At 69.7% G+C, this 13,200-nt stretch carries 13 protein-coding genes; 10 read left to right on the forward strand and 3 right to left on the reverse strand.

What is annotated here, in order from left to right; all coding sequences use genetic code 11:
* Positions 1-47 precede the first annotated feature (47 nt).
* The 10 genes from gcvH to ACMGEZ_RS06975 all read left to right on the forward strand — a co-directional run bounded on the left by gcvH (position 48) and on the right by ACMGEZ_RS06975 (position 9,082).
* Positions 48-419 (forward strand): glycine cleavage system protein GcvH, encoded by a 372-nt coding sequence (gcvH, locus tag ACMGEZ_RS06930; RefSeq protein WP_436821523.1) that lies wholly within the window; start codon positions 48-50, stop codon positions 417-419.
* Between the two features lie 49 nt (positions 420-468).
* On the forward strand, positions 469-3,372 hold the full coding sequence (gene gcvP / locus ACMGEZ_RS06935) for an aminomethyl-transferring glycine dehydrogenase (protein ID WP_436821524.1): 2,904 nt from the start codon (positions 469-471) through the stop codon (positions 3,370-3,372).
* Between the two features lie 80 nt (positions 3,373-3,452).
* The gene (locus ACMGEZ_RS06940) at positions 3,453-4,220 is read left to right on the forward strand and encodes a histidine phosphatase family protein (protein ID WP_436821525.1); all 768 of its coding nucleotides are present in this window, start codon (positions 3,453-3,455) and stop codon (positions 4,218-4,220) included.
* Positions 4,220-5,098, forward strand: a complete 879-nt coding sequence (locus tag ACMGEZ_RS06945; RefSeq protein ID WP_436821526.1) for an NAD(P)H-hydrate dehydratase — start codon at positions 4,220-4,222, stop codon at positions 5,096-5,098. Before ACMGEZ_RS06940 ends, ACMGEZ_RS06945 begins: the two co-directional genes overlap by 1 nt.
* Before the next feature lie 150 nt (positions 5,099-5,248).
* On the forward strand, positions 5,249-5,674 hold the full coding sequence (locus ACMGEZ_RS06950) for a YciI family protein (RefSeq protein ID WP_436821527.1): 426 nt from the start codon (positions 5,249-5,251) through the stop codon (positions 5,672-5,674).
* Between the two features lie 30 nt (positions 5,675-5,704).
* Entirely contained in the window at positions 5,705-6,145 is a 441-nt protein-coding gene (locus tag ACMGEZ_RS06955) for a YciI family protein (protein WP_436821528.1), read from the forward strand.
* Between the two features lie 10 nt (positions 6,146-6,155).
* A complete protein-coding gene (locus tag ACMGEZ_RS06960) occupies positions 6,156-6,572 on the forward strand; it encodes a DoxX family protein (protein ID WP_436821529.1) in 417 nt (138 codons plus the stop codon).
* 51 nt (positions 6,573-6,623) lie between these two features.
* Positions 6,624-7,298 (forward strand): YciI family protein, encoded by a 675-nt coding sequence (locus ACMGEZ_RS06965; protein ID WP_436821530.1) that lies wholly within the window; start codon positions 6,624-6,626, stop codon positions 7,296-7,298.
* Positions 7,299-7,311: 13 nt separating this feature from the next.
* Positions 7,312-7,755 carry an SET domain-containing protein-lysine N-methyltransferase gene (locus ACMGEZ_RS06970; protein ID WP_436821531.1) on the forward strand — a complete coding sequence of 148 codons (444 nt, stop codon included), beginning with the start codon at positions 7,312-7,314 and terminating at the stop codon, positions 7,753-7,755.
* Positions 7,756-7,771: 16 nt separating this feature from the next.
* A complete protein-coding gene (locus ACMGEZ_RS06975; RefSeq protein ID WP_436821532.1) occupies positions 7,772-9,082 on the forward strand; it encodes an RNA polymerase sigma factor in 1,311 nt (436 codons plus the stop codon).
* On the opposite strand, the gene ACMGEZ_RS06980 is transcribed toward ACMGEZ_RS06975, so the two are convergent.
* The 3 genes from ACMGEZ_RS06980 to ACMGEZ_RS06990 all read right to left on the reverse strand — a co-directional run bounded on the left by ACMGEZ_RS06980 (position 9,083) and on the right by ACMGEZ_RS06990 (position 13,176).
* Positions 9,083-9,970, reverse strand: a complete 888-nt coding sequence (locus tag ACMGEZ_RS06980; protein WP_436821533.1) for a DUF3014 domain-containing protein — start codon at positions 9,968-9,970, stop codon at positions 9,083-9,085.
* A 156-nt stretch (positions 9,971-10,126) separates the two neighbouring features.
* Positions 10,127-11,428 (reverse strand): ABC transporter ATP-binding protein, encoded by a 1,302-nt coding sequence (locus tag ACMGEZ_RS06985; protein WP_436821534.1) that lies wholly within the window; start codon positions 11,426-11,428, stop codon positions 10,127-10,129.
* 20 nt (positions 11,429-11,448) lie between these two features.
* Complete coding sequence (locus tag ACMGEZ_RS06990; protein WP_436821535.1) at positions 11,449-13,176, reverse strand: ABC transporter permease; 1,728 nt, start codon at positions 13,174-13,176, stop codon at positions 11,449-11,451.
* Positions 13,177-13,200: the final 24 nt, after the last annotated feature.

Consider the following 13,200-nt stretch of genomic DNA (forward strand, 5'->3'; position numbering starts at 1 on the left):
TCCTTATCTTTGCCCTTCCTTTCTTTCCCTTCCCCAGGAGCCATTCCATGAGCATCAAGTACACCAAGGACCACGAGTGGGTGAAAGCCGAGGGCGACACCGCCACCGTCGGCATCACGCTGCATGCGCAGGACGCGCTGGGCGACGTGGTCTTCGTCGACCTGCCGCAGGTCGGCCAGGGCTATGCCCAGGGCGAGGTCGCCGGCGTGGTCGAGTCGGTCAAGGCCGCTGCCGACGTGTTCATGCCCGTCGCCGGCGAGATCACCGAGGTCAACGAGGCGCTGCGCGCCGATCCCTCGCTGGCCAACAGCGCGCCCGAAGGCGAAGGCTGGTTCTTCAAGATGAAGCTCACCGAGCCCGCGCAGCTCGACGCACTGCTCGACAAGACCGCCTACGACAAGTTCGCCGACGAAGCCTGAAAGCACACACCCAAGGTTTTCCGATCCTGTCATCCTTGTTCACCATTCCATGCCGAAGTCACCCCTGCCTTCCCTGCCCACCCTTGCGGATCTCGAGAACGCGGGCGAATTCATCGCCCGCCACATCGGCATCGAGGCCGAGGACGAGGCGCGCATGCTCGCCGCGGTCGGCTCGAAGACGCGCGCCGAGCTGATCGACGGCATCGTGCCGCCGGCCATCCGCCGCAGCCATCCGATGCGCCTGCCCGCGCCGGTCACCGAAGCCGGCGCGCTGGCCGAGCTGCGCGGCATCGCGGCGAAGAACAAGGTGGCGAGGAACTTCATCGGCCAGGGCTACTACGGCACCCACACGCCGGGCGTGATCCTGCGCAACGTGCTGGAGAACCCGGCCTGGTACACGGCGTACACGCCCTACCAGGCCGAGATCTCGCAGGGGCGCATGGAGGCGCTGCTCAACTTCCAGACCATGGTCTGCGACCTGACCGGCATGGCCATTGCCAACGCGTCGATGCTCGACGAGGCCACCGCCGCGGCGGAGGCGATGACGCTGGCGCGCCGCAGCGTCAAGAGCAAGAGCAACGTGTTCCTCGTCTCGGGCGATTGCCATCCGCAGACCATCGAGGTCATCCGGACGCGCGCCGCGCCGCTGGGCATCGAGGTCAGGGTCAGCACGGTTTCCGAGACCCTGCCGCACCTGATGGCGAGCGGCGACTTCTTCGGCGCGCTGGCGCAATACCCCTCCACCACCGGCCACGTGCACGACCTGCGCCCGCTGGCCGGCCATGCCCACGCGTGCGACGCCGCGTTCTGCGTGGCGGCCGACCTGCTGGCGCTCACGCTGCTGGCGCCGCCCGGCGAATGGGACGCCGACATCGTCTGCGGCACGACGCAGCGCTTCGGCATGCCCTTGTGCAACGGCGGCCCGCATGCGGCCTACCTGGCCTGCCGCGACGAGTTCAAGCGCTCCCTGCCCGGCCGGCTGGTCGGCGTCAGCGTCGACACGCACGGCCGGCCCGCCTACCGGCTGGCGCTGCAGACGCGCGAGCAGCACATCCGCCGCGAAAAGGCCACCTCCAACATCTGCACCGCGCAGGTGCTGCCGGCCGTGGTCGCGAGCATGTACGCGGTCTACCACGGGCCCGACGGGCTGACGCGCATCGCCCAGCGCGTGGCCGCCCTCACTGCGATCCTGGCGCAAGGCCTCGAGCAGATGGGCCGCGAACTCGCCAACGCCACCGCTTTCGACACGCTCACCGTCCTGACCGGCGACGACACGCCGAAGATCCTGGACAAGGCCCAGGCCGCCTCCGTCAACCTGCGCCAGGGGCTGCAGCAGCACCTGGGCATCTCGCTGGACGAGACCAGCACGCGTGCCGACATCGAGACGCTGTGGGCCCTGTTCGTGCCCACCGGCACGCCGATGCCGCGCTTCGAGGAGCTCTCGGCCACGGTCGGCGCGCGCATCCCGCAAGACCTGCGCCGCAGCAGCGCCTTCCTCGCGCACCCGGTGTTCAACACCCACAAGAGCGAGACCGCGATGCTGCGCTACATCCGCAGCCTCTCCGACAAGGACCTGGCGCTGGACCGCAGCATGATCCCGCTGGGCAGCTGCACCATGAAGCTCAACGCGACCAGCGAGATGATCCCCATCACCTGGCCCGAGTTCGCGAACATCCATCCCTTCGCGCCGGCCGAGCAGCTGCGCGGCTATGCCGAGCTCGACGCGCAGCTGCGCGCCTGGCTGTGCGAGGCCACCGGCTATGCGGGCATCAGCCTGCAGCCCAATGCCGGCTCGCAGGGCGAATACGCCGGCCTGTTGGCGATCAAGGCCTACCACGAGGCCCAGGGCCACGGCCACCGCAACGTCTGCCTGATCCCCTCTTCCGCCCACGGCACCAATCCCGCGAGCGCGCAGATGGTGGGCATGAAGGTCGTGGTGACCGCCTGCGACGCACAGGGCAACGTGGACATGGACGACCTGGCGCGCGCCTGCGAGCAGCACCGCGACGACCTGGCCGCGGTGATGATCACCTATCCCAGCACCCACGGCGTGTTCGAGACCCGCGTCAAGGAGCTCTGCGAGATCGTGCATGCCCACGGCGGCCGCGTGTACGTGGACGGCGCCAACATGAATGCGCTGGTCGGCGTGGCGGCGCCCGGCGAGTTCGGCGGCGACGTGAGCCATCTCAACCTGCACAAGACCTTCTGCATCCCGCACGGCGGTGGCGGGCCCGGCGTGGGGCCGGTGTGCGTGGTCGAGGACCTGGTGCCCTTCCTGCCCGGCCACGTGAGCGGCGGCCTTCCCTCGAACGGCGTCGGCGCCGTGTCCGCCGCGCCGCTGGGCAACGCGGCGGTGCTGCCGATCAGCTGGATGTACTGCCGCATGATGGGTGCGGAAGGCCTGCAGGCCGCGACCGAGACCGCGATCCTCAGCGCCAACTACATCAGCGCTCGCCTCAAGGAACACTACCCCACCCTCTACGCCAGCCCGAACGGCCACGTGGCGCACGAATGCATCCTGGACCTGCGCCCGCTCAAGGACAGCAGCGGCGTGACCGCCGAGGACGTGGCCAAGCGCCTCATCGACTACGGCTTTCACGCGCCCACGCTGAGCTTCCCGGTGCCCGGCACGCTGATGGTCGAGCCGACCGAGAGCGAGCCGCTCGCAGAGCTCGATCGCTTCATCGACGCGATGATCGCGATCCGCGGCGAGATCCGGCGCATCGAGGAAGGCATCTGGGCGCGCGAGGACAACCCGCTGAAGAACGCGCCGCACACGGCCGACAGCCTGCTGGGCAGCGAATGGACCCGACCCTACTCGCGCGAGCTCGGCGCCTTCCCGATCGCCTCGGTGAAGGACGCCAAGTACTGGCCGCCGGTGGGCCGCGTCGACAACGTCTACGGCGACCGCAACCTGTTCTGCAGCTGCGTGCCGGTCGCCGACTACGTGTGATGACGCCGGGCGGGCCTCGGCCGAAATAGGCCTTTGCCTACGAGGCGCGCGGCGAGGGCTTTCTACGATGGCCCTCGCCCATGCACTCGAACTGGCCCCAAACCCTCTGGATCGTGCGCCACGGTCAAAGCGCCGGCAATGTCGCGCGCGACGCGGCTGAAGCGGGCGGCCTCCCGCTGATCGAGCTGGCATGGCGCGACATCGACGTGCCGCTCTCCGAACTGGGCATCGAGCAGTCGATTGCGCTCGGCAACTGGTTCGCCCGACTGCCCGCCGACGAGAAGCCCGAGGTGATCCTCTGCTCCCCCTATGTGCGCGCCCGCGCCACCGCGGAACTCGTCGCCCAGCATGGCGGCCTGTCCGGCGACAGGATGAAGCTGCGCATGGACGAGCGCCTGCGGGAGAAGGAATTCGGCATCCTCGACCGGCTGACCAAGCTGGGCATCCGCCAGAAGCATCCCGAGCTCGATGCGCAGCGCCTGCACGTGGGCAAGTTCTACTTCCGCCCGCCCGGCGGCGAGAGCTGGTGCGACGTGATCCTGCGCCTGCGCAGCCTGCTCGAGATGGTGACGCGCGAGTACGCAGGCCAGCGCGTGCTGGTGGTGGCGCACCAGGTCATCGTCAACTGCCTGCGCTACCTGATCGAACACCTGGACGAGAAGCAGATCCTCGAGATCGACCGGCAGGGCGACGTGCCCAATTGCGCCATCACCTCCTACCGCGCGGAGCGCCGCGGCGACGAAGACGAGGTGCTGCAGCTCGACCTCTTGAACTTCCTCGCGCCGCTGCGCGAAGCCGCCGCGCCGGTGACCCGCGCGCCCGACCAGCCCGCCGCTCCCAAGCCCTGATGGCCGTGCCTCGTGCCGCAGCCCTGACCGAAGCATCGCTGGCGCACTGGCCGCTGCCCGATCCCGGCCCGGATGCCGACAAGGAGGCGCGTGGCCGGGTGCTGGTGATCGCGGGCAGCGCAGAGCTGCCCGGCGCGGCGCTGCTCGCCAGCACCGCCGCGCTGCGGGCCGGCGCGGGCAAGCTCACCATCGCCAGCCCTGCCTCCGTGGCGCCGGGCCTGGCGCTCCTGGTGCCGGAATCGCGCGTCATCGCCCTGCCCGAGACGCGGGGTGGCGGCATCGCCTCCCGCGGCTGCGAGGCGCTGGCTCCGCTTGCTGGGCGGGTGGGGGCCGTGGTGGTCGGACCTGGCCTGAGCGACGAGCGCGGCAGCATGGCTTTCGTGCGGCGGCTGCTGCCGCTTTTCCGGGAGTGCACCGTGCTGCTGGATTCGATAGCGATGTCGGTGGCGACCGAATGCGCCTTCGACCAGCCGGTAGTGCTGACCCCGCACGCGGGCGAGATGGCGCACTTGTCGGGTCTGCCCAAGGAGGCCATCGCCCAGGAAGCGCTGGCGGTCGCTTGCGAGGCCGCCGTTCGCTGGAACGCCTGCGTCGTGCTCAAGGGCGCGAGCACCACGATCGCGACGCCGCAACGCCGCGCCTGGCGCTTCGACGGCGGTTCGCTCGGACTCGCCACATCGGGTTCCGGCGATGTGCTGGCCGGTCTGATGGGCGGTTTCGCGGCACGCGGGCTGCCGCCCGAGCAGGCGGCCGCCTGGGGCGTGGTGGTGCATGCCCGCGCGGGCAAGAACCTGGGCCGGCGCGTGGGGCCGCTGGGCTATCTGGCACGCGAGCTGGCGGGGGAAGTGCCGGGCATCGTTCGGCGTCTCGCCGGCTGACGCGCGCATTGGCGCCTGCCGCGCCGTCGCCTTTGCCGGATGCCGTTGCAAATCCTTACAACTCCGGTGTCGATCGGCACCGCCCTCCTTCGACGTCCATGTAGAGCCTCATTCCGGAAGCTCGCCCACCCAACCTTCAGGAGATACGACATGCGATTCATGGTCATTGTGAAAGCCAACAAGGATTCGGAAGCCGGCGTGATGCCGACCGAGAAGATGCTCACCGACATGGGCAACTACAACGAGGAGCTCGTGAAAGCCGGCGTGATGCTGGCCGGCGAAGGCCTGCAGCCCAGTTCCAAGGGGGCGCGCGTGCGCTTCGACGGCAAGAACCGCACCGTGATCGACGGTCCCTTCAGCGAGACCAAGGAGCTGATCGCCGGCTACTGGCTCTGGCAGGTGCGCTCCAGGGACGAGGCCATCGAATGGCTCAAGCGCGCGCCTTTTACCGACGGCGAAGAGGTCGAGCTGCGCCAGGTCTTCGAGATGGAGGATTTCGGCGCCGAGTTCACGCCCGAGCTGCGCGAGCAGGAAAAGCGGCTCATGGCCGAAGCGGAAAAGAATCGCAAGTCCTGAGCGCCCATCCTTTCTGACGGAGATTCGACAATGAAATTCGTGGTTATTCGCAAAGCCGACAAGGACACCGAAGCCGGCGTGATGCCGACCGAGCAGCTGGTCACCGACATGCTCAGGTACAACGAGGAGATGATCAAGGCGGGCGTGATGCTCGACGGCATGGGCCTGCAGCCCAGCGTCAAGGGGGCGCGCGTCAAGTTCAGCAACGGCAGGCCGACGGTGATCGACGGCCCCTTCACCGAGGCCAAGGAGCTGGTCGCCGGCTTCAGCATCATCCAGGTGAAATCCAGGGCGGAAGCCATCGAGTGGGTCAAGCGCTGGCCGACGATCGACGGCGGCGGCAATGTCGAGATCGAGATCCGGCAGGTCTACGAGGCCGAGGACTTCGGCGCCGAGTTCACGCCGGAGATGCGCAAGCACGAAGAGTGGCTGCGCGACGCGGCCGAAAAGCGCAGCACGGGCCAACGCTGAGGAGCACGTGATGCAAGCCACCGCCCCTTACCCCGCTCCCGCGCCGACTGCCGGTCCAGCCCGATGGGCCGGCCGAGTGCTCAGCGGGCTCGTCGTGCTGTTCCTGCTCTTCGACGGCCTGATCAAGGTGGTCGAGCTGCCCGTAGTCGGCGAGACCCTGGTGCAGCTGGGCTACCAGCCCGGCCTGGGCTTTGGCCTGGGCGTGCTGACACTCGCCATCGCCCTGCTCTATGCGTGGCCGCGTACCGCGCTGTTGGGTGCAATCCTGCTGACTGGCCTGCTGGGCGGCGCGATCGCAACCCATCTGCGGGTCGGCAGCCCGCTGTTCAGCCATCTGCTCTTCGGCGCCTACATCGGGCTCATGGCCTGGGGCGGGCTCTTCCTGCGCGACGAGAAGCTGCGCCAGCTGTTGCCGCTTCGGCGCTGATCGCGACGCTATATCCTTGCAGTCCCTTCAGCCAGCCGAGGACTGCATCGGATGAGATTCGTGATCCTGCACCAGGCCGGAACCTCCAGCGAGGCCGGCCTGGTTCCCCCTCTTTCGCGCGGCATCACGCTGCACGAACACGCGCCTTTGAAAGCCGATGCCACCGGCACGCGCATCCACTTCACCGACGCCGGGCCCGCAGCCGAACCCTGCGCCGGCCCGAGGCGGATTGCCGGCCTCAGCATCGTCGAGGCCGAGTCCAGGCTGGCAGCAGCCGAGTGGCTGCGCGATGCGGCCGGCCATGCGCAGGCCGGGTTCGAGATCCGCGAGACCGGCTGCGCGGGCGGATTGGCCGGTGTCGATCCCTCTGCTGCCGCGACCCGACCGCGCTTCCTGATCCTGGTCAAGTCCGATGCCGACACCGAGGCCGAGGCGCCCAGCGATCCCGCGAAGCTCGCGGCCATGGCCCGGCGCAACGACGAAGGCGTGCGCGATGGTCTTCTGCTCGCGGCCGATGGCCTGCGCTCCACCGCGCGAGGCACGCGCGTGCGCGTGGGCGGCGGCAAGACCAGCGTGATGGACGGGCCCTTTGCCGAGACCAAGGAACTGGTCGCCGGCTTCTGGCTGATCCAGGCCGACTCCATGGACGAAGCCATCGACTGGGTCCGGCGCTACCCTTTCGCACAGGCACGACCCGAGGTCGAGATCCATCCCGTGGCAGGCTGAGGCGGCACTCGACATGGCCACACGCGACATCGACCTTTTCGCCGACCGCCTGCTGGGCGGCGTCCCCTTCATCCAGACCATCGACGGCGTCGAGCTGCGCACGAGCTCCATCCAGGGCCGCGGCATCTTCGCCGTGCGCGACTTCGCCGCCGGCGAGCTGTTGTGCGTCCTGGACGGCCAGGTCGTCGACGTGACGCGCCACCCGGCCGTCATCGACGCGCTGGAATGGAACGCCCTCAGCCCTACCTTGCTGCTGGTGCGCCCGCTGCGCAGCAGCTACGGCTACATCAACCACAGCGGCAGTCCCAACGTGAGCATCGACGAAGATGGGCGCCAGATGCGCACCAGCCGCGCGATCGCCGCGGGCGAGGAGCTGACCATGGACTACTTCGCCCAGCCCGTCCCGGCCGCCTACCTCGACAGTGACGAAGCCGAGGCGCTTCGCAGGAATTCCTGAAGGCGACTGTGACTGTATGAGCGACGCGGACATCCACCGCACCATCAACGCCGTCTGGCGCATCGAGTCGGCCAAGATCATCGGCGCGCTCGCGCGGATGGTGCGCGATGTCGGCGTCGCCGAGGAACTGGCGCAGGACGCGCTGGTCGCCGCGTTGGAGCAATGGCCCCGCGAGGGCGTGCCCGACAACCCCGCCGCCTGGCTCATGCAGGCCGCCAAGCACCGCGCCCTGGATCTGCTGCGCCGGCGCAAGCTGCATGCGAGCAAGGAGGACGAGATCGGCCGCGAAATCGATGCGCAGCACGCGATGGCGGCCGCCGATTTTGCCGATGCGGTCGATGCCGCGCTCGACGACGACGTGGGCGACGACCTGCTGCGCCTGGTCTTCACTGCCTGCCACCCGGTGCTCTCGCCCGAGGCGCGGGTGGCGCTCACGCTGCGCCTGCTGGGCGGCCTTGCCACCGACGAGATCGCGCGCTCCTTCCTGGTGCCGGAGCCCACCATCGCCCAGCGCATCGTGCGCGCCAAGCGCACGCTGGCGGCGGCGCGCGTGCCCTTCGAGGCGCCGCGCGCACACGAGCTGGGCGCTCGGTTGGCTTCGGTGCTGGAGGTGATCTACCTGATCTTCAACGAGGGCTACTCGGCCACGGCCGGCGACGACTGGATGCGCCCCGCGCTGTGCGACGAAGCGCTGCGCCTGGGCCGCATCCTGGCCGGCCTGGTGCCCGACGAGCCCGAGGTGCACGGCCTGGTCGCCCTGATGGAAATCCAGGCCTCGCGCTCGGCCGCGCGCGTCGATGCGCAGGGCGAGCCCGTGCTGCTGCTGGAGCAGAACCGCGCGCGCTGGGACCAGTTGCTGATCCGCCGCGGCTTTGCCGCCCTGGCGCGCGCCGAGGCACTGGGCGGTGCGCTCGGCCCCTATGCGCTGCAGGCTGCCATCGCCGCCTGCCATGCGCGTGCGCGCACGCCCGAGCAGACCGACTGGACGCGCATCGCGGCGCTGTACGAGGCGCTGGCGCAGCTCGCGCCCTCGCCCATCGTCGAGCTCAACCGCGCGGTGGCGCTGTCGATGGCCTTCGGGCCGGCCGCCGGCCTGGAACTGGTCGATGCGCTGCGCGACGAGCCGCAGTTGAAGGGCTACCACCTGCTGCCCAGCGTGCGCGGCGACCTGTTGGCCAAGCTGGGCCGCAAGGCCGAGGCCTGCGCGGAGTTCCAGCACGCCGCCTCGCTCACGCGCAATGCGCGCGAACGCAAGCTGCTGCTGATGCGCGCGCTGGCCTGCTCGGGGAGCCCGCTGCCGCCCGATGCGCAGCAGGCGCCTCAATGACTATTCGGCCTTCTTCTTCGCGAGCGCGCCGCCGGCGATCTGCGCGCGGAATTCGCGCAGCCTGGCCTTGAGCCGGCGCTCGTTCACCACGCCGGTGCGGATCATCATCTTCTGCCCGGCCGACAACGACTCGAGCCCGGGATCGACGAACTCGTAGTGCACCCAGGGCCGCTCCGACGGCACGTCGCCCTTGATCTCGACCAGCTTCACCTGCGGCGAGGTGGCCGGCTCGGGCGCCTGCAGCAGGTGATCGATCACAGCGACCAGGCGGTCGTTGAAATGGCGGTTGGGGTAGCCGAGCTCCTCGTACGCCTGCTGGAACAGCGGGTAGAGCTTCTGGTAGAGCGCCGCCGCGCGCTGCGCGTTGACCGATTCGGCGAACAGCACCAAGGGCGTGTAGCGCGCGCCGTTGTCGAGGCTGATGGTCTGCGCCTCCCCGCTGCCTGTGACCATGAAGCGCTTGGGCGTGCGCTGCACGGGCCACATGCGCGCCGCGGCCTGGTCGCGCGGCAGGTTGTCGACCGTGGCGACGAAGCGGTGCACGAAGCCGTCGGTCTGCAGGTAGCTGGCCACGGCCTTGGCGCCGAGCAGCTCAGCCAGCGCGGATTGCACGTGGGCGTCGGCGTCGTTGAGCTTGGGCAGGGTTGCGTCTGCGGTGGTGTCGACCGGGTTCTGCGGCTCCACCGGCGCTGCCGCGGCGGGTGCCGGCGCGGGTGCATCGGGCTCCGGCGCCGTGGCGGCCGGGGTCGCTTCGACAAGGGCGGCCTGCTGGTGCGACCAGCGCCACCAGACGGCGCCGGCGCCCAGCGCCAGCACCACCAGCACCACGAGGATCCACAGCGAGGACTCGCGCGCCGGCCTCAGGTCGTCGAACTCACGTGTGGGCATTGGGCATCTCTCCTTTTCATGAGCTCCGCCATTGGACGCCATCCGGCGCGGTGGGAGCTGCAGCGGTGGTAACGGCCTGTGACGGCCGGCGCTCAGCCAGCTCGGATCACGTGCGCCCGCGGGGGTTCCATCGACCCGCCCGGCCGATCAGGCGGGTCACGCTTGTGCGTCGTCATCGCCGGCCGGCAGGTGGATCAGGCCGGTATGGAAGTCGTACTCGTACACCTCGCCGTAGCGTCCCCATTGGATCGCGGTGCGCAGCACGCGCTCGGCAACCGCGCCGTCCAGGCTGTCGCTCAGCAGCTGCAGGAAGGGCTCCTCCGGCAGCTCACCCGAGGGCGCCTGCTCCAGGCTGTGGCGGATGTGCGCGGCCAGCGGCACATGGGCGAGCAGCTGCTGGCCGAAGAGTTCCTGGCGCAGGGGGTGTGCGCCCTCCACGTAGCGCCGACCCAGCGGCGTGAGGTGCAGGTCGGCGTCGGCCAGCTGTGCGAAGCCGAGCAGCGCCAGCGCCTGGGCCAGCGGCAGCAGCGCGTCGTCGGCGAGCTCGGCCTCCTCCGCCAGCTGCGGCAGGTCGGCCCGGCCCTGACGCTCGCCATCGACCAGCATCTCGAGCAGCGCCTCCATGCGGCCGACGTCGGCGTCGGGCAGGCGGTCGCTCAGGTGCAGGTGCAGTTTCTCGACGCGGGCGAGGCCGGCGCCGCCGGTCATCAGCGCGTAGACCTCGTCGATCAGCGCGCGTACCTCCAGGCTGTCGCCGTCACGCGGCCGCGGCAGCGAAATCGGCAGCTCGGCATGCACGCGGCCCGGGTCGCTGGCGAAGATCAGCACGCGGTCGGCCATCAGCACGGCCTCCTCGATGTTGTGGGAGACCACGAGCATGGCCTTTGTCGGCATGGCGCCGCCGTCCCACAGCTGCAGGATGTCGTCGCGCAGGCGCTCGCCGGTGAGAACGTCCAGCGCAGAGAAGGCCTCGTCCATCAGCAGCACCTCGGGCTCGACCACCAGTGCGCGCGCAATGCCGACCCGCTGGCGCATGCCGCCGGAGAGCTCGCGCGGCAGCGCGCCCTCGAAGCCGGCGAGCCCGATCAACTCGATCGCGGCCGAGGCGCGGCGTGCCCGCTCGGCAGGCGCGATGCCGCGCGCCTCCAGGCCCAGCTCCACGTTCTGCTGCACCGTCAGCCAGGGGAAGAGCGCAAAGGACTGGAACACCATCGCGACACCGCGCGCCGGCGCGTGCAGCGGCTGGCCGCGGTAGCGCACGGCGCCCGCGTCCGCACCGATCAGGCCGGCGAGGATGCGCAGCAGCGTCGACTTGCCCGAGCCCGACTGGCCCAGCAGCGCGACGATCTCGCCCTCGCTCAGGCGGAAGTCCACGCCCTCCAGCACCGAGCGGGTTGCGCCCTCGCAAGAGCGGAAGGACTTGCCCACGCCCTGCAGTTCGACGATGGTTTCGGCCATGGCTTCTCCTTCGCTCCGGTTCAAAAGTCCATGCGGTTCTCGGCCAGCTCGTAGAGCCGTCGCCAGACGAAACGATTCAGCGCCATGACGAACACGCACATCACGCCGATGCCCAGCGCGATGCGCGGAAAGTCGCCGATGGCCGTCATGTGCGCGATGTAGCTTCCCAGGCCGGCGGCCTGCAGCGTGGTGTCGCCCCAGCTGACGTACTCGGCCACGATGCTCGCATTCCATGACCCGCCGCTGGCCGTGATGGCGCCGGTGACGAGGCTCGGGAACACGGCCGGCAGCAGGTAGCGCCGCCAGCGCAGCCAGCCGGAGAGGCCGAGGTTGCACGCCGCATGGCGCAGCTCGGTCGGCACGCCCGAGGCGCCGGCGATCACGTTGAAGAGCAGGTACCACTGGGTGCCCAGCACCATCAGCGGGGCCAGCCAGATGTTCGGATCGAGGTGCCAGCGCGCGATGAACAGCACCGCCACCGGGAACATCAGGTTGGCCGGGAACGCCGCCAGGAACTGCGCCACACCCTGCAGCCGCCCGGCCCAGCGCGGATTCATGCCGACCCAGATGCCGAAGGGCACCCACACCAGCGCCGCCAGGGCGATCAGCACCAGCACCCGCGCCAGTGTGTAGAGCCCGAGCACGAACACGTGCCCCACCTCGCCCCACGCCACCTCGTTGTGGATGAAGCGCACCAGCCAGGCCAGCGCCAGCATCACGGCGGCCGCGAGCAGGGCGTCCCACACACGCTCCGCGGTGCGGTGCGGCGGCCGTGGGCGGGCCTTGATCGAGGTGCCGTCATGGTCGAGCCGCAACAGCAGCAGCGAGCGCTCGAGCAGGCGGGCGACGCCGAGGCCGATGCGCTTCAGCCGGTCGGTGCGGCGCAGCCAGGTCAGGAGCCAGGAACGCGGCGCGTCTTCGCCGCCGCTCTCCTCGAAGCGGAACTTGTCGGCCCAGGCGATCAGCGGCCGGAAGAACAGCTGGTCGTAGAGCACGATGCCCATCAGCATTCCCCCGATGGCCCAGCCGATGGCGCCCAGGTCGCGTGTCTCTATGGCCACCGCGATGTAGGAGCCCACGCCCGGCAGCTTGATGCTCTGGTTGGACACCGAGATGGCCTCCGAGGCCACCACGAAGAACCAGCCGCCGGACATCGACATCATCATGTTCCACAGCAGGCCGGGCATCGCGAAGGGCAGCTCCAGCCGCCAGAAGCGCTGCCAGCCCGAGAGCTGGAACACGGCCGCCGCCTCGCGCAGCTCGGCCGGCACGGTGCGCAGCGACTGGTAGAGGCTGAAGGCCATGTTCCAGGCCTGCGAGGTGAAGATCGCGAAGATCGCCGCGCACTCCACGCCGAGCAGGCTGCCGGGGAACAGCGCAATGAAGCCGGTCACGGTGATCGACAGGAAGCCGAGGATGGGAATGGACTGCAGGATGTCGAGCACCGGCACCAGCACCCGTTCAGCCGCTCGGTACTTGGCTGCCAGGGTGGCGAAGATGCAGCTGAAGACCAGCGAGGCCGCGAGCGCCAGGAACATGCGCAGCGTGGTGCGCAGCAGGTAGTAAGGCAACACCCAGGGGTCGAGGCTGATCGGCATCGCCTCGCCCAGCTGATAAGGGCGGACCATCTGCGAGCCTCCCCAGGCCAGCGCGAACAGCAGGGCCAGCACCAGCGGCAGCAAGGCCCAGTCCCAGCGGTTACCGCCTGCGGCGACGGCCTGGCGGGGGAAGAAGCGTTTGTCGAGCATGGGCAGCGGAGAGGCAGGGTCGGA

It is taken from the genome of Variovorax stachyos, assembly GCF_051400855.1.
Lineage (GTDB): Bacteria > Pseudomonadota > Gammaproteobacteria > Burkholderiales > Burkholderiaceae_C > Variovorax.